Source organism: Pseudomonas sp. BC42 (assembly GCF_021560055.1).
GTDB lineage: Bacteria > Pseudomonadota > Gammaproteobacteria > Pseudomonadales > Pseudomonadaceae > Aquipseudomonas.
In genome coordinates this window covers 4,707,537-4,730,970 of record NZ_CP091067.1, presented here as the reverse complement: position 1 = coordinate 4,730,970, position 23,434 = coordinate 4,707,537, and the positions used below count along the sequence as shown (strand labels likewise).

Annotated in this window: 22 protein-coding genes; 3 read left to right on the top strand and 19 right to left on the bottom strand. The window is 62.6% G+C overall.

All coding sequences use genetic code 11. The features are described 5' to 3' along the window. Window positions 1–140 precede the first annotated feature (140 nt). Window positions 141–620 (top strand): hypothetical protein, encoded by a 480-nt coding sequence (locus L1O02_RS21210; protein ID WP_060838329.1) that lies wholly within the window; start codon window positions 141–143, stop codon window positions 618–620. On the opposite strand, the gene hemN is transcribed toward L1O02_RS21210, so the two are convergent. The 16 genes from hemN to ccoN (L1O02_RS21130) all read right to left on the bottom strand — a co-directional run bounded on the left by hemN (window position 617) and on the right by ccoN (L1O02_RS21130) (window position 15,561). Further along, window positions 617–1,999: an oxygen-independent coproporphyrinogen III oxidase gene (hemN, locus tag L1O02_RS21205; RefSeq protein ID WP_108544847.1), complete on the bottom strand. Its 1,383-nt coding sequence runs from the start codon at window positions 1,997–1,999 to the stop codon at window positions 617–619. The genes L1O02_RS21210 and hemN overlap by 4 nt on opposite strands. A 148-nt stretch (window positions 2,000–2,147) precedes the next feature. Next, window positions 2,148–2,831: a sulfite exporter TauE/SafE family protein gene (locus L1O02_RS21200; protein WP_060838331.1), complete on the bottom strand. Its 684-nt coding sequence runs from the start codon at window positions 2,829–2,831 to the stop codon at window positions 2,148–2,150. Continuing rightward, complete coding sequence (gene ccoS / locus L1O02_RS21195; RefSeq protein ID WP_060838332.1) at window positions 2,824–3,054, bottom strand: cbb3-type cytochrome oxidase assembly protein CcoS; 231 nt, start codon at window positions 3,052–3,054, stop codon at window positions 2,824–2,826. The genes L1O02_RS21200 and ccoS overlap by 8 nt, the downstream gene beginning before the upstream one ends. 21 nt (window positions 3,055–3,075) lie before the next feature. Next, the gene (locus tag L1O02_RS21190; RefSeq protein ID WP_108544848.1) at window positions 3,076–5,526 is read right to left on the bottom strand and encodes a heavy metal translocating P-type ATPase; all 2,451 of its coding nucleotides are present in this window, start codon (window positions 5,524–5,526) and stop codon (window positions 3,076–3,078) included. Between the two features lie 103 nt (window positions 5,527–5,629). After that, window positions 5,630–6,166, bottom strand: coding sequence for a FixH family protein (locus L1O02_RS21185; RefSeq protein WP_060838334.1), 537 nt, complete (start codon window positions 6,164–6,166; stop codon window positions 5,630–5,632). A gap of 18 nt (window positions 6,167–6,184) precedes the next feature. Then, window positions 6,185–7,600, bottom strand: coding sequence for a cytochrome c oxidase accessory protein CcoG (ccoG, locus tag L1O02_RS21180; protein WP_060838335.1), 1,416 nt, complete (start codon window positions 7,598–7,600; stop codon window positions 6,185–6,187). Window positions 7,601–7,804: 204 nt separating this feature from the next. Next, the gene (locus L1O02_RS21175; RefSeq protein WP_108544849.1) at window positions 7,805–8,215 is read right to left on the bottom strand and encodes a type II toxin-antitoxin system VapC family toxin; all 411 of its coding nucleotides are present in this window, start codon (window positions 8,213–8,215) and stop codon (window positions 7,805–7,807) included. Next, entirely contained in the window at window positions 8,215–8,469 is a 255-nt protein-coding gene (locus L1O02_RS21170; RefSeq protein ID WP_108544911.1) for a type II toxin-antitoxin system Phd/YefM family antitoxin, read from the bottom strand. The genes L1O02_RS21175 and L1O02_RS21170 overlap by 1 nt, the downstream gene beginning before the upstream one ends. Before the next feature lie 158 nt (window positions 8,470–8,627). Further along, window positions 8,628–9,605 (bottom strand): cytochrome-c oxidase, cbb3-type subunit III, encoded by a 978-nt coding sequence (gene ccoP / locus L1O02_RS21165; RefSeq protein WP_016966607.1) that lies wholly within the window; start codon window positions 9,603–9,605, stop codon window positions 8,628–8,630. Then, the gene (locus tag L1O02_RS21160) at window positions 9,602–9,787 is read right to left on the bottom strand and encodes a CcoQ/FixQ family Cbb3-type cytochrome c oxidase assembly chaperone (protein WP_011060239.1); all 186 of its coding nucleotides are present in this window, start codon (window positions 9,785–9,787) and stop codon (window positions 9,602–9,604) included. Before L1O02_RS21160 ends, ccoP (L1O02_RS21165) begins: the two co-directional genes overlap by 4 nt. Before the next feature lie 5 nt (window positions 9,788–9,792). Then, entirely contained in the window at window positions 9,793–10,401 is a 609-nt protein-coding gene (gene ccoO, locus L1O02_RS21155; RefSeq protein ID WP_011060240.1) for a cytochrome-c oxidase, cbb3-type subunit II, read from the bottom strand. Beyond that, window positions 10,401–11,843 (bottom strand): cytochrome-c oxidase, cbb3-type subunit I, encoded by a 1,443-nt coding sequence (gene ccoN / locus L1O02_RS21150; protein WP_011060241.1) that lies wholly within the window; start codon window positions 11,841–11,843, stop codon window positions 10,401–10,403. Before ccoN (L1O02_RS21150) ends, ccoO (L1O02_RS21155) begins: the two co-directional genes overlap by 1 nt. 496 nt (window positions 11,844–12,339) lie before the next feature. Next, entirely contained in the window at window positions 12,340–13,287 is a 948-nt protein-coding gene (gene ccoP / locus L1O02_RS21145) for a cytochrome-c oxidase, cbb3-type subunit III (protein WP_060842970.1), read from the bottom strand. After that, a complete protein-coding gene (locus L1O02_RS21140; RefSeq protein WP_047336150.1) occupies window positions 13,284–13,514 on the bottom strand; it encodes a cbb3-type cytochrome c oxidase subunit 3 in 231 nt (76 codons plus the stop codon). Before L1O02_RS21140 ends, ccoP (L1O02_RS21145) begins: the two co-directional genes overlap by 4 nt. Window positions 13,515–13,517: 3 nt before the next feature. Then, window positions 13,518–14,126 carry a cytochrome-c oxidase, cbb3-type subunit II gene (gene ccoO / locus L1O02_RS21135; protein ID WP_016967270.1) on the bottom strand — a complete coding sequence of 203 codons (609 nt, stop codon included), beginning with the start codon at window positions 14,124–14,126 and terminating at the stop codon, window positions 13,518–13,520. A gap of 10 nt (window positions 14,127–14,136) precedes the next feature. Beyond that, the gene (gene ccoN / locus L1O02_RS21130) at window positions 14,137–15,561 is read right to left on the bottom strand and encodes a cytochrome-c oxidase, cbb3-type subunit I (protein ID WP_047302957.1); all 1,425 of its coding nucleotides are present in this window, start codon (window positions 15,559–15,561) and stop codon (window positions 14,137–14,139) included. Between the two features lie 99 nt (window positions 15,562–15,660). Here ccoN (L1O02_RS21130) and L1O02_RS21125 point away from each other — a divergent pair, with 99 nt between their 5' ends. Continuing rightward, window positions 15,661–16,356, top strand: coding sequence for an alpha/beta family hydrolase (locus L1O02_RS21125; protein ID WP_108544850.1), 696 nt, complete (start codon window positions 15,661–15,663; stop codon window positions 16,354–16,356). Window positions 16,357–16,515: 159 nt separating this feature from the next. Here L1O02_RS21125 and L1O02_RS21120 read toward each other — a convergent pair whose 3' ends face one another. The 3 genes from L1O02_RS21120 to acnA all read right to left on the bottom strand — a co-directional run bounded on the left by L1O02_RS21120 (window position 16,516) and on the right by acnA (window position 22,008). Continuing rightward, on the bottom strand, window positions 16,516–18,081 hold the full coding sequence (locus L1O02_RS21120) for a PAS domain-containing methyl-accepting chemotaxis protein (protein ID WP_060838340.1): 1,566 nt from the start codon (window positions 18,079–18,081) through the stop codon (window positions 16,516–16,518). 217 nt (window positions 18,082–18,298) lie between these two features. After that, window positions 18,299–19,090 carry a CPBP family intramembrane glutamic endopeptidase gene (locus tag L1O02_RS21115; protein ID WP_108544851.1) on the bottom strand — a complete coding sequence of 264 codons (792 nt, stop codon included), beginning with the start codon at window positions 19,088–19,090 and terminating at the stop codon, window positions 18,299–18,301. A gap of 176 nt (window positions 19,091–19,266) precedes the next feature. Beyond that, complete coding sequence (gene acnA / locus L1O02_RS21110; RefSeq protein WP_060842973.1) at window positions 19,267–22,008, bottom strand: aconitate hydratase AcnA; 2,742 nt, start codon at window positions 22,006–22,008, stop codon at window positions 19,267–19,269. Window positions 22,009–22,216: 208 nt separating this feature from the next. Here acnA and rlmM point away from each other — a divergent pair, with 208 nt between their 5' ends. Then, a complete protein-coding gene (gene rlmM / locus L1O02_RS21105; protein ID WP_108544852.1) occupies window positions 22,217–23,290 on the top strand; it encodes a 23S rRNA (cytidine(2498)-2'-O)-methyltransferase RlmM in 1,074 nt (357 codons plus the stop codon). The last annotated feature ends 144 nt before the right edge of the window (window positions 23,291–23,434 follow it).

The following is a 23,434-nucleotide window of genomic DNA, read 5'->3' as shown; positions in this document are numbered from 1 at the left end:
TGGGAAAACACACATAAGCCGTAAGGGTAACTCACGGGAGGAGGTTCCGGCCAGTCCGTGCCGTATTAACTGTGAGTCGTAAAGCAATCCTTTTGTGGGTCGATAACCTGTTAACGAAAACAACTTGGAGCGCCGCAACTATGTCCTTTGTTGGCGGTATTACTAATGGCAGCAATAACTTGCAGCCACTTTCTGAATCTTCGAAAAGCAACGATGCGGATGAACTAAGGGGTTCGCCGTTAGTTGCAGAACCTATGGTTGGAGAGGGCGTCAAAGTGTCGCTGTCGGGGGCCGGACTGAAGAAATCCTCCAGTGCTGCGGGCGATGACAGTGACATCGAGGAAAGCGGCCTGCCCGAAAATATTCAACAGCTCCTCAAAATGATCAGAAAATTGCAACAACAGATTGCTGAAAAGCTGGCCCAGCTTCAGGCCGTCATGGCCGACAAGCACCTGGGGCCGGAGGAGGCCAAGGCCAGGATCGGTAGCCTGCAATCGGCCCTGGCGGCCCTCAATAGCGGATTGCTGACCGCCAACGCCTCATTGGCCAAGGCGATGAGGGAGGCCGGCTTGAGTCCCGAGCAGGTGGTGAAAGCCTCTGCTTTGCTCATGAAATCCTAGATGACCCGGGAAAAACGCTGGCGATTCTGCTGCCCCAGGTAGGCATCGAAGATCATGCATACCGAACGCACCAACAGGCGTCCCGCCGGAAGTACGGTGATGGCCTCGGGGCTTAGTTGAATCAGTCCATCGTCGTCCATTTCCTGCAAGTCTGGCCATAGTTCATTGAAATAGCCGCGAAAGTCGATATTGAAGGCTTGCTCTATATCTTCGAATTTAAGACTAAAGTTGCAGATCAGTTGTTGAATAACTTCCCGGCGCAGACGGTCGTCGGTATTACAGACCAGGCCGCGACTAGTGGCCAGTTGTGCACCTGCCAAAGCATTTTGATAGTGCGTCAGATCACTGCTGTTCTGGCAATACAGGTCACCGATCTGGCTGATCGCGGAAACGCCCAAGCCGATCAGGTCGCAATGACCGTGGGTGGTGTAACCCTGGAAGTTGCGCTGCAGGGTCGATTCTTCCTGGGCGATCGCCAATTCATCATCGGGAAGGGCGAAATGATCCATGCCGATGTAGCGATAACCGGCGGCGGTCAGTTGCTCGATGGTGCGTTGCAGCATTTCCAGTTTCTCCGCCGGCGCCGGCAGCTCGCTGCCGTTGATCCGTCGTTGCGGCATGAAGCGCTCGGGCAGATGGGCGTAGTTGAACACCGAGAGCCGGTCGGGCTGCAGGCTGATGACTTCTTCCACGGTGCGGGCAAAGTGTTCCGCGGTCTGCTTGGGCAGGCCGTAGATCAGGTCGATGTTGATGGAGCGAAATTGCAGGGTGCGAGCCGCTTCGATCACCGCTCGGGTTTCCTCCAGGCTCTGCAGGCGGTTGACGGCGCGCTGCACCGCCGGGTCCAGGTCCTGTAGACCGATGCTCACCCGGTTGAAGCCCAGCTCTCGCAGCAGCCCCATGGTCGACCAGTCCGCTTCACGAGGGTCGATCTCGATGCCGTAGTCGCCGGAGTCATCCTCGAGCAGGTTGAAATGCTTGCGCAGCAACGCCATCAGCTGGCGCAACTCGTCGTGATTGAGAAAGGTCGGGGTGCCGCCGCCGAAATGCAGCTGCTCGACCCGCTGGTTGGGCGCCAGGTGGCAGGCGATCAGTTGCATCTCCTGTTCCAGGCGTTGCAGGTAGGGCAGGGCCCGGCTGCGATCCTTGGTGATGACCTTGTTGCAGGCGCAGTAGTAGCAGATGTTGGCGCAGAACGGGATGTGCACGTACAGCGACAGCGGGCGCTGGGCCTTGCGGCTGTCACGCAGGGCGTGCAGCAGATCAAAGGCACCCACCTGGCTGTTGAATTGCACGGCGGTCGGGTACGAGGTGTAGCGCGGTCCCGCCAGGTCATAGCGGCGGATAAGATCTGTGTCCCAACGAATGGCGTCGAGCATGCGGGAATTCCCCCGGATAGGCTGGCAGTGTTCGCGAGTCTAGGAGGTTAGGGGCGCGGCCATCTTGACTTGTATCAAGGGTGTTCGGGAGCTGCCGGGCTAGCGCCGGCGGGGCGTGTGGGCCCGGTTGCCGGGCAGTGCCCCGGGGTCAGTGGCCCATCAACCAGTGCTGGTGAGGGCCGGGCAAGGTCCAGAGGCCGAAGAGGATGACCAGCAGGCCGCCGGTCAGGCGCACGCTGCGTCGACGCAACAGGGCCGTGACCCGTTCCGCCGCCAGGCCGGTGGCCAGCAGGACCGGCCAGGTGCCCAGGCCGAAGGCCAGCATCAACAGGGCACTGTCGAAGGCATTGCCCTGGCTCGCCGACCACAGCAGGGTGCTGTACACCAGGCCGCAAGGCAGCCAGCCCCAGAGCGCCCCCAGGAGCAATGCACGAGGCAGGCTGGAAACCGGCAACAAACGACTGGCCACTGGCTGGATATGCCGCCATAGCCCTTTGCCAAGCCCTTCGATGCGGGTCAGGCCGCTCCACCACCCGGCGAGGTACAGGCCCATGGCGATCAGCAGCAGCCCGGCCAGTATCCGCATGAACAGCGCGACCGGGCTGTTGGCCACCGCCCAGCCGGCCAGGCCCAGCAACAGGCCGGCCAGGGCGTAGCTGAGGACGCGGCCCAGGTTGTAGGCCAGCAACAGGCGAAACCGCCGGCTGCGCTGCTCCCGGGGAATCGCCAGGGTCAGGGCGCCCATCAGGCCGCCGCACATGCCCAGGCAGTGACCGCCGCCCAGCAGGCCGAGTATCACAGCCGAAACCAGCAGGGGCGCCAGTTCAAGCATGGGGTGGTTCCGTTTTGCGGGTGGCTTCGGTGGGGGCGTCGGGCTGGCCCTTGGCTTCGTCCACCGCGGCGGTGTGGCTGGGGTCCTGATCGTCGAACAGGATGCTGTGGGCCGGACCGTCGAGGTCGTCGTACTGACCGCTGTCCACGGCCCAGAAGAAGATGTAGATGGCGATGGCCACGATCAGCAGTGCGGCCGGGATCATCACGTAAAGAGCTGGCATCTGGACTCCAGGCCCGGCGGCTCAGGCCGGCAACGGGCGGGGTTCGGGGGTGCTGGCACTGGCGGCCGACCGCGGCATGCGGGTCAGGCGCAGGGCATTGAGCACCACGGTCAGGGAACTGATGGACATGCCGACCGCGGCCCACACCGGGGTGATCCAGCCGAGGGCGGCGAACGGCAGCATCAGGCCATTGTACAGTCCGGCCCAGAGCAGGTTCTCGATAATCACCCGGCGGGTCCGGCGCGCCAGGCTGAAGGCCTGCACCAGCGCGTCCAGGCGATTGGACAGGAGCACCGCATCGGCGCTGGTCTTGGCCAGGTCGGTGGCCGACCCCATGGCGACGCTGATATCGGCGGCGGCCAGCACCGGGACGTCGTTGACGCCATCGCCGAGCATCAACACTTTGCGGCCCTGTTGATGCAGTTGTTGCAATACCTGCAGTTTGTCGTCCGGACGCAGACCGCCCCGGGCCTCATCGATCTGCAGTTCGGCCGCGACGCTGGCGACCATCGGCGAGCTGTCTCCGGACAGCAGCAGGGTATGCCAGCCGCGAGCCTTGCAGGCGGCCAGGAGCGCGGGGGCGTCGCTGCGCAGCCGGTCATCGAGCACCAGCCAGGCGAGGGCGCCCTGGCTGTCCCCCAGCAACAGCCACTGCCCGGCTTCGTCGGGCATGCTCGGCACCGGGCAGCCGCTGAGTTCGCAGACGAAGGTCGGCTGGCCGATGCGCAGGCGCTGTTCGCCCACCAGGCCTTCCAGGCCCAGGCCCGGGCTGCTGGTGACGTCTTGCGCGGCCACCGGGGCGCGGCCGAAGGCTCGGGCGATCGGATGTTCGGAGCGGTTCTCCAGGGCGGCAGCGAGACTCAGGCAGTCATCGCTGGACAAACGCCCCAGGGGGCGGATAGCGCGCAATGCCAGGCGTCCTTCGGTCAGGGTGCCGGTCTTGTCGAAAATCACTGTGTCGATCTGGTTCAAGCCTTCCAGCACGTGGCCGCGAGTCAGCAGCAGGCCAAGCTTGTGCAAGGTGCCAGTGGCGGCGGTCAGGGCGGTCGGGGTGGCCAGGGACAGCGCGCAAGGGCAGGTGGCGACCAGCATGGCCAGGACAATCCAGAAGGCTCGCGAGGCGTCCAGTTGCCACCACAGCAGGCCGATGGCCGCAGCCGCGATCAGCGAGAACAACAGGAACCACTGGGCCGCACGGTCGGCCACTTCGGCCAGCCGGGGTTTTTCCGCCTGGGCCCGGTCCAGCAGGCGGACGATGGCGGACAGCCGGGTGTCCTGGCCCAGGGCCTGAACCTCCACCGTCAGCGCGCCTTCGACGTTCAGGGTGCCGGCAGTGACGCTATCTCCCTGGCTGCGTGGCTGTGGCAGGTACTCGCCGGTGAGCAGGGATTCGTCGATGCTCGACTGGCCATCGAGGATCTTGCCGTCGGCCGGCAGCACCGCACCGGGGTGCACCAGCACCCGGTCGCCCAGGCGCAGTTCGGTGAGCAGGATGCGTTCACTCTGGCCGTCCTGGCCCAGGCGCAGGCAGGAGGCAGGCAACAGGTTGACCAGCTGCGCGGTGGCCGCTGCGGTGCGTTCCCGGGCCCGACGTTCCAGGTAGCGGCCGGCGAGGAGGAACAGGGCGAACATGCCGACAGCGTCGAAGTACAGTTCGCCGACACCGCTGATGGCGGTCCAGATTCCCGCCAGGTAGGCCCCGCCTATGGCCAGGGATACCGAGACATCCATGGTCAGGTGACGGGTGCGCAAGTCGCGCATGGCGCCTTTGAAGAAGGGCGCGCAGCTGTAGAAGACGATCGGGGTGGTGAGGAACAGCGCGACCCAGCGCAGGATGGTGTGCAGTTCCGGACTCAGGTCGATATTGAATTCCGGCCAGGTGGCCATGGTTGCCATCATTGCCTGGAACCACAGCAGCCCGGCGACCCCCAGCTGGCGCAGGGCCAGGCGGTTCTCGCTGGCCAGTTGTTCGGAAGCGCGGTCCGGCTGGTAGGGGTGGGCCGCGTAGCCGATGTGACGCAGTTCGCTGAGCACCTGGCTCAGCGGGAGTTGGCTGTCGGCCCAGCGCACGTGCAGGCGGTGGTTGGACAGGTTGAGACGGGCCTCGGCCACGGCCGGCAGGCTGCGCAGGTGTTTTTCGATCAGCCAGCCGCAAGCGGCGCAACTGATGCCTTCCATGAGCAGGGTGGTTTCGGCCAGTTCGCCTTGGTGACGGACGAAAGGCTGTTGCACATCGGCACGGTCGTACAGTGCCAGCTCGTCAATCAACTGCACGGGCAGGGCTTCGGGGTTGGCCGAGGCTTCGCTGCGATGGCTGTAGTAGTGTTCCAGACCGCCGGCGACTATGGCCTCGGCCACTGCCTGGCAGCCCGGACAGCAGAACTCCCGGGATTCGCCGAGCACGACGGCGGTGAACCGGCTGCCGGCGGGAACCGGCAGGGCGCAGTGGTAGCAGGGCAGTGGCGTGGTCATCGGCGATCTTTGTGGTCGGGGAAAAACTCATCGCCGGCCGCTCGACTCCAGTCCTGGAAAAAGGGTCGGAGGCGGCGGACCGGCGATGGATGACGGGGGTGAATCAGTTCAGGTCTTCCGCGCCTTGCAGCGGCTCGTCACCCAGCAGCAGGTCCTTGTCGTGGCTGACCTGTTCCTCTTCGAACATGCGCCAGGTCTTGTCGCCTTCGACACCCAGCAACTCGACGAAGCGTCGGCCTTCGACCTGGTCGTTCAACTGGCCGATGTAGCGACCGTGTTCGCTTTCGCTGCGGGCCAGGGTGATCTTGCGGTCTTTCTCCGGCTGGGTCGGCGAAATCAGGTTCAGCTCCAGGGTCTTGGGCTGGCTGTCGCCGCTCAGGCGCAGCTCCACTTCGCCCGTCAGCTCGTCCAGATGCACGCTGGCGCGCATCTTCAGGGTCTGGGCCAGCAGCTCGCGATCCAGGGAGCGGTTGATGCCCTTGCCGGCCTCGTAGTAGTTGTCGTTGACCAGGTTGTCCGGGTTGTTCACGGCAATGGTCACCATGGACAGGGTCAGGGTCACCGAGCAGGCGAGAATGCCAATGATGATCCAGGGCCAGAGGTGTTTGTACCAGGGGCTGGTGGCGGTAGCTGCGGGCATGATCACTTCTCTTGGCTCTTAACGGATTTGTGGGCCGATGAATCGGCTCTTGGCTTCAACGTGGACGCTGCTGTCGTCGGCATCCTCAAGGATGAACTTCACCTCGTTGGTGGTCGAGGGCAGGTGATCCGGAGCAATCGACAGCTCCACCGGCATGCTGACGATATCGCCGGCCGCCACGTGGATTTCGCGTTTGCCCTGCAGTTTCAGATCCGGCAGGCCGGCTGCGTCAAGCACATAAGTGTGATCGCGCTGGTCCTTGTTCATGATCTTCAGGCTGTAGACGTTCTCGATCCGCCCTTCGGCGTTTTCGCGGTACAGCACGCGGTCCTTGCTGACGTCGAAACCCACCAGCGAGCGCATGAAGAATGCGCTGATCAGCAGGCTGATCATGGCCAGCAGCACCAGGGCGTAGCCAATCAGGCGTGGGCGCAGTTTATGGGTTTTCTGCCCGGAGAGGTTGTGCTCGGTGGTGTAGCTGATGAGCCCGCGGGGGTAGTCCATCTTGTCCATGATGCTGTCGCAGGCGTCGATGCAGGCGGCGCAGCCGATGCATTCGATCTGCAGGCCGTCGCGGATGTCGATGCCGGTCGGGCAGACCTGGACGCACATGGTGCAGTCGATGCAGTCGCCCAGGCCCTGAGCCTTGTAGTCGGCGCCTTTCTTGCGTGGACCACGGCTTTCGCCACGGCGCGGGTCGTAGGAGACGATCAGGGTGTCCTTGTCGAACATCACGCTCTGGAAGCGCGCGTAGGGGCACATGTAGATGCACACTTGTTCGCGCAGCCAGCCGGCGTTGCCGTAGGTGGCCAGGGTGAAGAAACCGACCCAGAAATACGACCAGCCATCGGCCTGGCCGGTGAAGAAGTCGATGACCAGTTCGCGGATCGGCGAGAAATAGCCGACGAAGGTCATGCCGGTGACGAAACCGATCAGCAGCCAGAGGCTGTGCTTGCTCAGCTTGCGCAGGAACTTGTTGGCGCTCATGGGCGCCTTGTCCAGCTTGATCCGCTGGTTGCGGTCGCCTTCGGTGACCTTTTCGCACCACATGAAGATCCAGGTCCAGACGCTCTGCGGGCAGGTGTAGCCGCACCAGATACGTCCCGCATAGACGGTGATGAAGAACAGGCCGAAGGCGGCAATGATCAGCAGGCCCGAGAGCAGAATGAAGTCCTGGGGCCAGAACGTGGCACCGAAAATGAAGAACTTGCGCTCTGGCAGGTTCCACCAGACGGCCTGGTGGCCGCCCCAGTTGAGCCAGACGGTACCGAAGTACAGCAGGAACAATCCGGCGCCGCCGAGCATGCGCAGGTTGCGGAACAGGCCAGTGAAGGCGCGGGTGTAGATTTTTTCCCTGGAGGCGTAGAGATCGACGCTGTTGGTCGCGTTTTTGGCAGGCGGGGTAACGTCTTGTACGGGAATCTGGTTGCTCATCATTGCATCCCACGGCAGTGGAAAAATGCCTCGGTCAGTACGTGCCGACCGCGGTCAAAAGAGGTGTTGCAGTGGCGCAATGATACGCCTGTAGCTCTAGCGCAAGGGTGCGACCTTTGGTCGCGTTGGGGGAAATCAACTGATGGTGTAATGACTTGAATCAATTGACTTGTGGATTATGGACCCTTTTGCACGTCGCGCCGTTCAATTCTTCCATGGGTTGAGCAGGCGTACGCCACAGGTCTCGAAGTCCTTCACGTTGCGGGTAACCATGGTCAAGCCATGGACCAGGGCGGTTGCGGCAATCAGTGCAGCGCATTCATTGCTGCGGTCCGGGACATGCAGTTGGGCGCAGCGCAAGGCCACGGCACTGTCGATGGCCAGGATGCGGCCGGCGAAGGCGGGAAGAACCCGGCGCTCCAGCCAGTTGCGCAGTAGGTTGCCCTGATCCGGGGCGCGCCGCTCCACCTGCAGAATGTCCGTTTCCAGCCCTGGCACCGTGATCGCCGAGAGAAACAGGCTGGTGGGCGCGATGCCATGGGCCCAGGCCTTGACCCCATGATTGGCCTTGGGTTTGCGCAGCTCGGAGATGACGTGGGTGTCGAGCAGGAACATCAGGACAGATCTGTTTCGCGTGGAGTGATCACTGCGCGCTCCGTGGTGAACTCGATGTCTTTGGCTTCCGGCATCGCCAGCATCTCGACGATGCTCAGGTTCAGGCCGCTAAGTTTCTGGTACGCCTCAATGCCTAGCAGTACATGGGTCGGTCTGCCACGGTCAGTGATGATGACCGGGCCTGTAAGCGCGGCTTTTTTGGCACCGCTTGTGTCCTGATTGAACTCGCGGCTGGAAAGGGTGGTGATGGTCATGCCGGGCACCTGCTTGAAGCACTCCATGTAGGAGCGTTACTACCTGGTTGCTGCCAGGAGCAATCTTCTGCCGAGGCAAGCCGATGTAAGGCGTAAACAAAACGGCCCCGCCAATTCTCATTGGCGGGGCCGTCGGGTGTTGCTTTCAGGCGTCGGTCTTACTCGGCGTCGGCCTGCTTGTCACCGTGGGACAGGCTGTAGACATAAGCGGCCAGCAGGTGAACCTTGTCGTTGCCTTGCAGTTGTTCCTGCGCAGGCATCACGCCCTGGCGGCCGTAACGAATGGTCTGCTGCAGTTGCGCAAAGCTCGAACCGTAGATGAAGGCTGCCGGGTGGGTCAGGTTAGGCGCGCCCATCGCTGGGGTGCCTTTGCCTTCCGGACCGTGGCAGACCGCACAGTTGGCGGCGAACAGCTTCTGCCCATTGACCGGGTCGGCCTTGATGCCTTCCGGCAGCTTGCGGCCATCAAGGTTGGTCAGGACATAGGCGGCAACGTCGCTGACGCCTTGCTCCTTGATCACGTCCAGCCAGGCCGGCATCACCGCGTGGCGACCGCCCATGATGGTGGCCTTGATGGTTTCCGGCTCGCCGCCCCAGCGCCAGTCGGCGTCGGTCAGGTTGGGGAAGCCGTAGGCGCCCTTGGCGTCGGAGCCGTGGCACACCGAGCAGTTGGAAGCGAACAGGCGACCGCCCATTTTCAGGGCTTGCGGGTCCTTGGCGACTTCCTCGATAGGCATGGCAGCGTACTTGGCGAAGATCGGACCGAACTTGGCGTCCGACTTGGCCATTTCCTTTTCCCACTCGTGCACGCCGGTCCAGCCGGACTGGCCGTTGGCGAATGGGGTCTGCTTCTCGTTATCGAGGTAGTTATAGCCCGGCAGGACGCCTTTCCAGTTGCCCAGGCCCGGGTACAGCACCAGGTAACCCAGGGCGAAGACGATGGTGCCGACGAACAGCATGAACCACCATTTCGGCAGCGGGTTGTCGTACTCCTCGATCCCGTCGAAGGAGTGGCCGACCGTCTCGTCGGTCTGCTCGGCGCGCTGGCCCTTGCGGGTCGACAGCAGCAGCCAGGTCAGGGCGAAGATGGTACCCAGACTGAGGACTGTGACGTACAGACTCCAGAACGTAGTCATTCTTTGTTACTCCTAGAAGCTTGCTCGACGTGCTTGATGGCGTCGGGATCATCCGCGAACGGCAGCAAGGTTGCGTCTTCAAACTCGGACTTGCGCTTGGGGCTGAACACCCAGAGCGCCAAACCGATGAAGGCCACCATCACAACAAGGGTGCCCAGGCCACGAATCATCCCGATATCCATCTAGATCACCGTTTGCTTTTGATGATGGTGCCCAGGCCTTGCAGATAGGCCACCAGCGCGTCCATTTCGGTTTTGCCCTTCACAGCATCCTTGGCGCCGGCGATGTCTTCGTCGGTGTAAGGGACGCCGAGCGTGCGCAAGACTTCCATTTTCTTCGCGGTGTCTTTGCCGTCGAGCTTGTTTTCTACGAGGAACGGATAAGCCGGCATCTTCGACTCGGGGACGACGTTGCGCGGGTTGTACAAGTGCGCACGCTGCCAGTCATCGGAGTAACGACCGCCCACTCGGGCCAGGTCCGGACCGGTACGCTTGGAGCCCCACAGGAACGGGTGGTCCCAGACGCTTTCACCGGCCACCGAGTAGTGACCATAACGTTCGGTTTCGGCGCGGAACGGACGGATCATCTGCGAGTGGCAGCCGACACAGCCGTTGGCGATGTACACGTCGCGGCCTTCCAGTTCCAGCGCGGTGCGCGGCTTCATGCCTTCCACCGGCTTGTTGGTGACGTCCTGGAAGAACAGCGGGACGATCTGGGTCAGGCCGCCGATGCTGACGGCGATGACCATGAAGAAGGCCAGCAGGCCAATGTTCTTCTCGACTACTTCGTGCTTCATCAGTGAGCTCCAACTACAGCGATCTGAGCGGCGGCTTCAGCTTCAGCCGGGTTCGAGGCGCGAACGGTGCGGAACACGTTGTACGCCATGATCAGCATGCCGGTGGCGAAGAACGCACCGCCCAGAGCACGGACGATGAAGCCCGGGTGGCTGGCTTGCAGCGCTTCGACGAAGGAGTAGGTGAGGGTGCCGTCGTCGTTGATGGCGCGCCACATCAGGCCCTGGGTAATGCCGTTGACCCACATCGAGGCGATGTACAGCACGGTACCGATGGTAGCCAGCCAGAAGTGGGTGTTGATCAGGCCGATGCTGTGCATCTGCTGACGACCGAAGACTTTCGGGATCAGGTGGTACAGGGCGCCGATGGAGATCATCGCTACCCAGCCCAGAGCGCCGGCGTGTACGTGGCCGATGGTCCAGTCGGTGTAGTGGGACAGCGAGTTGACGGTCTTGATCGCCATCATCGGACCTTCGAAGGTCGACATGCCGTAGAACGCCAGGGACACCACCAGGAACCGCAGGATCGGGTCGGTGCGCAGCTTATGCCAGGCGCCCGACAGGGTCATCATGCCGTTGATCATGCCGCCCCAGCTCGGAGCCAGCAGGATGATCGACATGGCCATGCCCAGGGACTGGGCCCAGTCCGGCAGCGCGGTGTAGTGCAGGTGGTGCGGACCGGCCCAGATGTACAGGGTGATCAGCGCCCAGAAGTGCACGATGGACAGGCGATACGAGTAGATCGGACGCTCGGCCTGCTTGGGCACGAAGTAGTACATCATCCCCAGGAAACCGGTGGTCAGGAAGAAGCCCACGGCGTTGTGGCCGTACCACCACTGGATCATCGCGTCAGTCGCACCGGCGTAGGCCGAGTAGGACTTGAAGAAGCTGACCGGCAGGGAAGCGTGGTTGACGATGTGCAGCATCGCGGTCACCACGATGAAGGCACCGTAGAACCAGTTACCGACATAGATGTGCTTGGTCTTGCGCTTGGTGATGGTGCCAAAGAACACCAGGCCGTAGGTGACCCAGACGATCGCCAGCAGGATAGCCAGGGGCCATTCCAGTTCGGCGTATTCCTTGGTGGTGGTGTAACCCAGGGGCAGGGTCACGATCGCACCGACGATCACCGCTTGCCAGCCCCAGAAGGTGAAGGCCGCGAGGCTGTCGGAAATCAGTCGCGTCTGGCAGGTTCGCTGCACGACATAGTAAGAGGTGGCAAACAATGCACATCCACCGAAGGCGAAGATCACCAGGTTGGTGTGCAGCGGGCGCAGGCGTCCAAAGGTCGTCCATGGCAGACCGAAGTTCAACTCCGGCCAGACCAGTTGCGACGCGATGAAGACACCGAGCCCCATGCCAAGGATCCCCCAGACCACCGTCATGATGGCGAACTGGCGGACTACCTTATAGTTATAAGCAGTCGGACTGATTGCTGTGCTCATTCTAAGGTTCCACGGTTTGGGTGTTTTATTAGGGATAAAAATCGGCCGCAAGTATGGAGAAAGCAGGGGGTCATTGCAACGCGCCATGACCTGGGTCAATGCGTTCCATGCCTGATTCTGCGGCCTTTCCCTATGCCGAGTAGGGACAAAAAAATGCCCTCGGACAGACTGTCGCAGTGGACAGGATTCGGGGGGTGTCAGGTTGGTTGTAACCGGGTGTGTGGAAGCTGATGGATCAGCTGACAGGCGGTAAGCGAGTCGACAGCCGGTATAAACCAGCCTTTGCGGCCTGTCATCGAGCAGAAGCTTCGAACGTCACGGATACCGTTGGCCTGTGACCAGCCCTTGCCAGTCCCCATCGGGGCAAGCTTAGACCTGAATCGGATGAGTGCAAACGAAGGGGGGAGAGAGGGTGCGACACTTGGTCGCAAAGAGGCGGGGGGAAAGTTTCAAGCGGCAAGCTGCAAGTGAAATCTCGCAGCTTGCCGTTGATCCCTTACTTGTCGCTTTCAGCTTGTGGCTTGTTGCTGCTGTTGTGGGACAGGCTGTACACGTAGGCGGCCAGCAGTTGCACCTTGTCATTGCCGAGCAATTCGCTCTGCGCTGGCATGTGGCCCTGGCGACCATGACGGATGGTCTGTTGCAGTTGCGCGAGGCTGGTGCCGTAGATGAAGCCGGCCGGCTGGGTCAGGTCGGGCGCGCCCATGATCTGGGTGCCCTTGCCGTTGGCGCCGTGGCAGGCTACGCAGGTGGTGCTGAACGCTTGCTGTCCGGCTACCAGGTCGGCATCGCTGTCGGCAGGCAGGGGCAGGCCGGCCAGTTCGTGACGGACATAAGCCGCTACGTTCTTCACGCCTGCTTCCTTGAGCACGTCACCCCAGGCCGGCATGGCCGCCATGCGGCCGCCCATGATGGTGGCCTTGATGGTGTCGGCACTGCCGCCCCAGCGCCAGTTGTCGTCCGCCAGGTTGGGGAAGCCGAAGGCACCCTTGGCGTCAGAGCCGTGGCACACCGAGCAGTTGGACGCGAACAGGCGTCCGCCCATCTTCAGTGCTTGCGGGTCCTTGGCTACTTCTTCCACGGGCATGGCCGCGAATTTGGCGAAGATCGGCCCAAATTTCACGTCGGCCTTGGCCATTTCCTTTTCCCATTCCTTGGTCTGGGTCCAGCCGTCTTCATAGCCCGGCAGGATGCCTTTCCAGTTACCCAGACCCGGGTAGAGGATCAGGTAGCCCACGGAAAACACCAGGGTCCCGGCGAACAGCAGGAACCACCATTGCGGCAGGGGGTTGTCGTACTCCTCGATGCCATCGAAGGCGTGGCCCATGGTCTGGTCCACGCTGCCCTTGGTTTCACCCTTGCGGGTGCCGACCAGCAGCCAGGTCAGGCCGATCAGGCTGCCGATGGTCAGTACGCAGATCCACGTACTCCAGAAGGTGGTCATGGCCGAATGCTCCTTGTTGCAGGCTCTTGAGGTTGAGCGTCATCAGTTGTGTTGCCGGCCGGTGCCGTACCCGGCATCGGGTCGTCGGCGAAGGGCAGCAGGCGTGCCTGGGCAAACTCGGGATTGCGTTTTGAGTTGAACACCCAGATCGACAGGCCGACGAAGGCGATCATCACCACCAGGGTCCCGAGCCCGCGGATCATGCCGCTATCGAGTTCAAAACCCATGGCTCACCTCTTGCTCTTGATCGCAGTGCCAAGCACTTGCAGGTAGGACACCAGGGCGTCCATCTCGGTCTTGCCCTTGAGCGTGGCGGTAGCGCCGGCGATGTCTTCGTCGGTGTACGGCACACCCAGGGTGCGCATGACCTTGAGCTTGGTTTCGGTATGGCTGCTATCCACCGGTGCGTTCACCAGCCACGGATAAGCCGGCATCTTCGACTCGGGCACGACGTTGCGCGGGTTGTACAGGTGCGCGCGGTGCCAGTCATCGGAGTAGCGGCCGCCCACCCGGGCCAGGTCCGGACCGGTACGCTTGGAGCCCCACAGGAACGGATGGTCCCAGACGCTCTCACCGGCCACCGAGTAGTGGCCATAACGTTCGGTTTCGGCGCGGAACGGACGGATCATCTGCGAGTGGCACTGTACGCAGCCTTCGCGGATGTAGATGTCGCGGCCTTCCAGTTGCAGCGCGGTGTAGGGCTTCATGCCTTCCACCGGCTTGTTGGTGACGTCCTGGAAGAACAGTGGGACGATCTGGGTCAGACCGCCGATGCTCACCGCGAAGACCATCAGCAGCATCAGCAGGCCGACGTTTTTTTCAATCGTTTCGTGTTTCATTGCGGACTCCTCAGGCCATCTGCGCAGCGGCGTTAACTTCGGCTGGCACTGCGGCACGCACGGTGCGCCAGGTGTTGTAAGCCATCAGGAACATGCCGCTGAGGAAGATCGCACCACCGACCAGTCGCACGATGAAGCCTGGGTGGCTGGCCACCAGGGTTTCGACGAAGGAGTAGGTGAGGGTGCCGTCTTCGTTGACCGCACGCCACATCAGGCCCTGGGCGATACCGTTGACCCACATCGAGGCGATGTAGAGCACGGTGCCGATGGTGGCGAGCCAGAAGTGGGTGTTGATCAGGCCGACGCTGTACATCTGCTCGCGGCCGAAGACTTTCGGGATCAGGTGGTACAGGGCGCCGATGGAGATCATCGCTACCCAGCCCAGAGCGCCGGCGTGTACGTGGCCGATGGTCCAGTCGGTGTAGTGCGAGAGGGCGTTGACGGTCTTGATCGCCATCATCGGACCTTCGAAGGTCGACATGCCGTAGAACGCCAGGGACACCACCAGGAAGCGCAGGATCGGGTCGCTGCGCAGCTTATGCCAGGCGCCCGAGAGGGTCATCATGCCGTTGATCATGCCGCCCCAGCTTGGCGCCAGCAGTACCAGCGACATCACCATGCCCAGCGACTGAGCCCAGTCCGGCAGCGCGGTGTAGTGCAGGTGGTGCGGACCGGCCCAGATGTACAGGGTGATCAATGCCCAGAAGTGCACGATGGACAGGCGGTAGGAGTACACCGGACGCTCGGCCTGCTTGGGTACGAAGTAGTACATCATCCCCAGGAAGCCCGCGGTCAGGAAGAAGCCCACGGCGTTGTGGCCGTACCACCATTGCACCATCGCATCGGTCGCACCGGCATACACCGAGTAGGACTTGGTGAAGCTGACCGGCAGTTCCAGGTTGTTGACGATGTGCAGGATGGCCACGGTGATGATGAAGGCGCCGAAGAACCAGTTACCCACATAGATGTGCTTGGTCTTGCGCTGCATCAGGGTGCCGAAGAACACGATGGCGTAGGCCACCCAGACAATGGTGATCAGGATATCGATCGGCCATTCCAGTTCGGCGTATTCCTTGGAGCTGGTGTAGCCCAATGGCAGGCTGATGGCCGCCAGGAGGATGACCAGTTGCCAGCCCCAGAAGCAGAACGCGGCGATTTTCGGCGCGAACAGCTGAGTCTGGCAGGTGCGTTGCACCGAGTAGAACGAGCTGGCAAACAGCGCGCAGCCACCAAAGGCGAAGATCACGGCGTTGGTGTGCAACGGACGTAGACGGCCGAAGCTGGTCCACGGTAGGTCGAAGTTGAGTTCAGGCCAGACCAACTGGGCAGCGAGAAAAACCCCGAGCCCCATGCCGACGATGCCCCACACCACCGTCATAATGGCGAATTGGCGGACCACCTTGTAGTTGTAGGCGGTACTGATAGAAGTGTTCATGGTTCCCCATCCACGGTTCAGCTGAAGTGAAAGCGACTGCGCACGGCAAGGCGCGCTCACTTCGTCTGGAGTTATAGGCAGACTAAAAGCGAGGCAAGCATGAGCAATGAGCACAAGGCCAGTATTGACGGGGATCAATGGGCGCAGTGCGTGCAGGAGCGCGGCTGGTTATGGGAGGTCGCCGCTGTTGCCGACCCGTTGCAAGCACCGACGCTGATCCTGGCCCACGGTGCCGGCGCGCCGATGGACAGCGGGTTCATGAACGACATCGCTGCACGCCTTGCCGGGCATGGGGTGAACGTCTTGCGCTTCGAGTTTCCCTACATGGCCCAGCGGCGCCTGGACGGCGGCAAGCGGCCGCCCAACCCGGCGAGCAAACTCCTGGAATGCTGGCGTGAGGTGCATGCTCTGGTGCGACCTTATGTCACTGGGGTCCTGGCGCTGGGCGGCAAGTCCATGGGCGGGCGCATGGCCAGCCTGCTGGCCGATGAACTGGCGGCCGACGCCCTGGTGTGCCTGGGTTATCCCTTCTATGCCGCGGGCAAGCCGGAGAAGCCGCGGGTGGCGCACCTGGCCGAACTGGCGACGCCGAGCCTGATCGTGCAGGGCGAGCGTGACGCCCTGGGCAATCGCCAGGCGGTCGAAGCCTACTCGCTGGCGCCCAGTATCGAGCTGTACTGGCTGGCGGCCGCTGATCACGATCTCAAGCCCCTGAAGGCCTCAGGCTTCACCCATGAGCAGCATCTGGAGTCTGCGGCGGCCAAGGTCGCGGCGTTCCTGCAAACACTGGCCTGATCCTGTAGGAGCGAGCTTGCTCGCGAAGCGCTCACCCGGCCCTCGAACCTCTGAAGACTTATCGCGAGCAAGCTCGCTCCCACGGTCGTTGGGCGGGTTCGCGGGCATAAAAAAACCGCAAGCCGGAGCTTGCGGTTTTTCTCGCCAGCCCGGGCGGGCTTAACGGTTGAAACGCTCCACCAGCGAGTACTGGGTGTGTGCGGTGAGGGTCAGGGCTTCGCTGAGTGCGGCCGAGTGCTGGGCCTGCTCCGAAGTCTGGTCCGCCAGTTGCGCGATGGTGCTGATATTGCGGCTGATCTCTTCGGCCACCGAGCTTTGCTCTTCGGTGGCGGCAGCGATCTGGGTGGTCATGTCGGTGATATTGGCGACCGCTTCGCTGATGCCCACCAGCGCCTGGTCGGCTTCCAGGACTCGGGCCACGCCTTCTTCGGCCTGGCGATGACCGGCGTCCATGGTCTGCACGGCAGTGGCGGCGGTTTGCTGCAGCTTGGCGATCAGGGTGTGGATCTGCCCGGTGGACTCGCTGGTACGCTGGGCCAACTGGCGCACTTCATCGGCGACCACGGCAAAGCCGCGACCCATTTCTCCGGCGCGTGCCGCTTCGATGGCCGCGTTCAATGCCAGCAGGTTGGTCTGGTCGGCGATGCCCTTGATCACGTCCACCACGCCGCCGATCTCGTCGCTGTCCTTGGCCAGCTGGGTCACGGTCAGGCCGGTTTCGCCCACCACCACCGACAGGCGCTGGATGGCTTCGCGGGTTTCCCCGGCGATGTCCCGGCCACGACCGGTGAGGCGATTGGCTTCCTGGGTGGCGTCGGCGGTGCGTTGCACGTGGCTGGCCACTTCCTGGGTGGTGGCGGCCATCTGGTTGACTGCGGTGGCCACTTGCTCGGTCTCGACCCGCTGACGTTCCAGGCCGCTGGAGCTGTTGTGGGCCAGGGTATCGGACTGGCGAGCCTGCTCGTTGAGGTGCTCGGCGGTGTCCTGCAGGCGGGTCAGGCAGGTCTTCAGGCGCGCTTCCTGGCTCAGGATCGACATTTCCAGGCGTGCCTGGGCGCCGCGGCTGTCGGTGTACATCTGGGCGATCAGCGGGTCGGAAGTGGTCTGCTCGGCCAGGCGCAACAGGCGCTTGAGGCCGCGTTGCTGCCAGCTCAGGCCCAGCAGGCCCAGCGGCACCGAGAGCGCCGCAGCCAGGGCAAAGCCCCAATGGGAGTTGAGCCAGGCGCCGATCATGAAGCTCAGTTGGCTGACCAGAATGAACGGCAGCCAGTCCTGCAGCACCGGTAACCACTTGTCACGCTTGGGAATGGCCGACTTGCCGGTGTTGATGCGTTGGTAGAGGGCTTCGGCGCGGCGTACCTGCTCGGCGGTGGGTTTGACCCGTACCGACTCGTAGCCCACCACCTGGTTGCCTTCGAACACCGGCGTTACATAGGCGTTGACCCAGTAGTGGTCGCCGGTCTTGCAGCGGTTCTTGACGATGCCCATCCATGGCAAGCCTTGTTTCAAGGTGCCCCACATGTGCGCAAACACCGCCGCCGGCACATCGGGGTGACGTACCAGGTTGTGCGGTGCGCGAACCAGTTCTTCACGGGAGAACCCACTGATCTCGACAAAGGCGTCGTTGCAGTAGGTGATCACGCCTTTGGCGTCGGTGGTGGAAATCAACCGTTGTTGAGCCGGGAAGGTACGTTCGCGCTGAGTGACAGGCTGGTTATTACGCATGGTTTTTCAATCCGCAAGGCTTTGATGGGTTGTCGGCCGCTTCAACCGATTATTGAAATTATTTTTCAATAATCGGCTCTGGGTCTTATTGGCAGAATGTGTCGCTTGCAAAAAACGCCTGCGGGTTTCAGCAGGCGTTGGCGAGGGGCTAATCATTGACCTTCTTCCTTGGCAGTCAATACTTCTGAAGTACTGGTTTGGCTAAATAACCGGCCGCTTATCCGGCCAGCATCGGATAGGTGAACAAGCCGAAATGCAGCAGATTGAGACCGAAGTGAGTGGCAATCGCCGCGCTCAGGCCGCCAAAACGATAGGCCAGACCGTAGCCGACCCCGGCGATGCCCGCCAGTAGGGTCCATTGCCACCCCGCGCCCAGGTGGACCAGGCCGAACAGCAGGGCTGCACACAGCAGCGCCAGGTTCTCGCCGTAGGGCAGCGCCTTGAAGCGTCGGCTAAGACCGCCCTGGATATAGCCACGGAACAGCGCTTCCTCCACCAGGGTCACCAGCAGCAGGTTGTTGAGCACCCACAGCCAGGCCTGATCCGGCCATTTCGGGGTCCAGCTGATGATCCCCAGCAGCAGTGCGCCACCCAGCGCAGCCACGGCGCACAGAGTCAGGGCCACGGCGGTGGCATACAGCGACAGGCGCAACGAGCGTCGGCCAACGATCCACGGGCACACCAGCAGCAGCCAGAAACCGATCAGCGGCTTGTCCTGGTTCAGGTACATGGAAAACGGCACGGCATCATCGGTAAAACGTTGCGGGTCGATGGCCCGGCCGTTGTAGAAGCCGGGCAGCCAGTGCATGGCCAGGGCCAGGGCGAGCACCACGAACAGGCCGTGGCCCAGATACTGGCCGACCCGGCTGCGTTGCTGGCGCACGGCAAGGCCGGCACAGAGCAGAAGGAGGATCGAAAGGGCAGCCAGCAGTCCCAATTGGCCATAGCTCAGGGCCAGTGCGTAGCCAATAGAAAGGAGTGCCAGATACATCCATGGCAGAGCGGTCATGTGGAATCCTTGTTGCGAAGAATGGGTATTGCAGAGACGTCGTACAGCGCCGGATCTGTAGTCGTTTTTGCGACCGGTGGGTCAGTTCCGGCGGGCGGCAAGTATAACCAGCTGCGTTTTGTTCGACAGCCCGACGAAAAACACCGCCCGTAGGCGGTGTCTGTTTTCGTGGCGGATCAGGATGCAATCAATTGCCGCAACACGTAGTGCAGGATCCCTCCGGACTTGAAGTACTCCACTTCATTCAAGGTATCGATGCGGCACAGCACCTCGATTTTCTCCTGGCTGCCATCTTCACGGGTGATGACCAGGGGCAGGTTCATCCGCGGTGTCAGTTCCACATCGCTCAGACCGAGGATGTCCAGGGTTTCCTTGCCGGTGAGCTTCAGGCTCTTGCGGTTCTGATCCAGCTTGAACTGCAAGGGCAAGACCCCCATGCCCACCAGGTTGGAGCGGTGAATCCGTTCGAAACTTTCGGCGATCACCGCCTTGACCCCCAGCAGGTTGGTGCCCTTGGCCGCCCAGTCGCGGCTGGAGCCGGTGCCGTACTCCTGGCCGGCGATCACTACCAGCGGCGTGCCGTCGGCCTGGTAGCGCATGGCTGCGTCATAGATCGCCAGCTTCTCGCCGGTGGGGATGTACAAGGTGTTGCCACCTTCCTCGCCGCCGAGCATTTCGTTGCGGATGCGGATGTTGGCGAAGGTGCCGCGCATCATCACCTGGTGGTTGCCACGCCGTGAGCCGTAGGAGTTGAAGTCCCGCGGTTCCACGCCCTTGTCCCGCAGGTAGCGGCCAGCCGGGCTGTCGGCCTTGATATTGCCGGCGGGGGAGATGTGGTCGGTGGTCACCGAGTCCCCCAGCAGGGCCAGGACCCGGGCGCCGCTGACATCGGTGATCTGCGGCAGCGGGCCGGCAATGTCATCGAAGAATGGCGGGTGCTGGATATAGGTCGAGTCGTCCTGCCAGACATAGGTGGCCGCTTGCGGCACTTCGATGGCTTGCCACTGCGCATCACCGGCAAACACTTCGGCGTATTCCTTGTGGAACATCCGGGTGTTGACCTGGGCCACGGCGTCGGCGATTTCCCGGCTGCTGGGCCAGATGTCCCGCAGGTATACCGGCTGGCCGTCCTTGCCGTGCCCCAGGGGCTCGCTGCTGAGGTCGATGCGCACCGTACCGGCCAGGGCATAGGCCACCACCAGCGGCGGCGAGGCCAGCCAGTTGGTTTTGACCAGAGGATGGACCCGGCCCTCGAAGTTGCGGTTGCCCGACAGCACCGAAGCCACGGTGAGATCGGCCTGCTGAATGGCTTTTTCGATCGGCTCCTGCAGCGGTCCGGAGTTGCCGATGCAGGTGGTGCAGCCATAACCCACCAGGTCGAAGCCCAACTGGTCCAGGTATTGCGTCAGGCCCGCGGCCTTGTAGTAGTCGGTCACCACCTTGGAGCCAGGAGCCAGGGAGCTCTTGACCCAGGGCTTGCGTTGCAGGCCCTTTTCCACGGCTTTCTTTGCCACCAGTCCGGCGGCCATCATCACGCTGGGGTTGGAGGTGTTGGTGCAGGAGGTGATGGCGGCGATCACCACCGCGCCGTTTTTCAGGCGATAGGTCTGGCCTGCATCCAGGTAATCGGCTTCGCCCACCAGATCGGCGTTGCCCACTGCGACACCGCCGCCGCCCTCGCTTTCCAGGCGGCCTTCTTCCTTGCTGGTGGGTTTGAACTGCAGGTCGAGGAAGTCGCTGAAAGCCTGGGCCACGTTGGGCAGTGCCACCCTGTCCTGCGGCCGTTTCGGTCCGGCGAGGCTGGCTTCGACGCTGCCCATGTCCAGGGCCAGGCTGTCGGTGAATACCGGCTCCTTGCCCGGCAGGCGCCACAGGCCCTGGGCCTTGCTGTAGGCCTCCACCAGCTTCACCAGCTCGGCAGGGCGCCCGGACAGGCGCAGGTAATCCAGGGTGATGTCGTCCACCGGGAAGAAACCGCAGGTGGCGCCGTATTCCGGTGCCATGTTGGCGATGGTGGCGCGGTCCGCCAGGGGCAGGTCGGCCAGGCCATCGCCATAGAACTCGACGAATTTGCCCACCACGCCCTTCTTGCGCAGCATCTGGGTCACCGTCAGCACCAGGTCGGTGGCGGTGATGCCTTCCTTGAGCTTGCCGGTGAGCTTGAAGCCGATGACTTCCGGAATCAGCATCGACACCGGCTGGCCGAGCATCGCCGCTTCTGCCTCGATGCCGCCCACGCCCCAGCCCAGCACCCCGAGGCCATTGATCATGGTGGTGTGCGAGTCGGTGCCCACCAGGGTATCGGGGAAGGCGTAGGTGCGGCCGTCCTCGTCCTTGGTCCAGACCGTGCGCCCCAGGTATTCCAGGTTGACCTGATGGCAGATGCCGGTGCCCGGCGGCACCACGCTGAAGTTGTCGAAGGCGCTCTGGCCCCAGCGCAGGAAGGCGTAGCGTTCGCCGTTGCGCTGCATCTCGATGTCGACGTTCTGTTCGAAGGCGCTGCTGCTGGCGAACTTGTCCACCATCACCGAGTGGTCGATCACCAGGTCCACCGGCGACAGCGGATTGATCCGCTGCGGGTCGCCGCCGGCCTTGGCCATGGCGGCACGCATGGCGGCCAGGTCGACCACCGCCGGCACGCCGGTGAAGTCCTGCATCAGCACCCGGGCCGGGCGGTATTGGATCTCGCGGTCGGAGCGGCGCTCCTTCAGCCAGGCGGCGAGGGCCTTGAGGTCGGCGCCGGTGACGGTCTTGTCGTCTTCCCAGCGCAGCAGGTTTTCCAGCAGGACTTTCAGCGACATGGGCAGGGCATCGATATCGCCCAGGCTTTTGGCGGCGTCCGGCAGGCTGAAATAGTGATAGGTCTTGTCATCGACCTTCAGGGTCTTAAGGGTTTTCAGGCTATCGAGGGATGGCATTGAATGACTCCTTGTGGCCCGCACGGCTACGGGCCTGTGATACGGACAGAGAGTTAACCTAGCTCTGTTTGGGGCTTATGGCTAATCACTGGACTGCTGGCGCAAGTCCAAGGTTCCGAACTCGGTTATGATGCGCCGGTTTTCGTGACAGGCTTTGCTACAGGGCAGGTTTGCGCATCGATTCGTCGCCATTTGCCCAGGAGATTCAATGAACACCCTGTTTATCCACTGCCGGCCCGGTTTCGAGGGCGAGGTCTGCTCCGAGATCGCCGATCACGCTGCTCGCTTGAATGTCGCCGGCTACGCCAAGGCCAAACCCAGCAGCGCCTGCGCCGAGTTCATCTGCACCGAGGACGACGGCGCCCAGCGCCTGATGCAGGGGTTGCGCTTCTCGGAACTGATCTTTCCCCGGCAGTGGGCCCGTGGCGGCTTCATCGAGTTGCCGGAAACCGACCGCATCAGCGTGATCCTGGCCTATCTGGCCGCTTTTCCCCAGTGTGGCAGCCTGTGGCTGGAAGTGGTGGATACCAATGACGGCAAGGAGCTGTCTAACTTCTGCAAGAAGTTCGAAGGACCGCTGCGCAAGGCCCTGAGCGCCGCCGGCAAGCTGGTGGAGGATGCCGCCAAGCCACGCTTGTTGCTCACCTTCAAGAGCGGTCGCGAGGTCTTTGTCGGCCTGGCGGATGCCGGTAACTCGGCCATGTGGCCGATGGGCATACCGCGGCTGAAATTCCCCCGGGAAGCGCCGAGCCGCTCGACCCTGAAGCTGGAAGAGGCCTGGCATCACTTCATCCCCCGTTATCAATGGGACGAGCGCCTGCACAGCGACATGACCGGGGTTGACCTGGGGGCGGCGCCGGGAGGCTGGACCTGGCAACTGGTCAATCGCGGCATGCTGGTGACTGCCGTCGACAATGGTCCGATGGCCGAAAGCCTGATGGATACCGGCCTAGTGCAGCACTTGATGGCGGACGGCTTTACCTTCAAGCCACGGCAGCCGGTGGACTGGATGGTCTGCGACATCGTCGAGAAGCCGGCGCGCAACGCGGCGCTGCTGGAAACCTGGATCGGGGAGGGCCATTGCCGCGAAGCAGTGGTCAACCTGAAGCTGCCGATGAAGCAGCGTTACGCCGAAGTGAAGCGTCTGCTGGAACGGATCGAAGAAGGCTTCAAGGCCCGGGGGATTCGCGTGGCCATTGGCTGCAAGCAGCTGTATCACGACCGCGAGGAAGTGACCTGCCACCTGCGGCGCCTGGATGTGAAAAAGCCCAAGTCGGCGTAGTACCCGCAACACCGCCCGCTTCCTGGTAGGAGCCGGCTTGCCGGCGAAAAAGGCCCACAGCTGTGCAAGGCGTGAGGATGCCTTCGCTGGCAAGCCAGTTCCTACGGCAGGACCGGGGCCGTGGAACGACGGCAACAGATGACC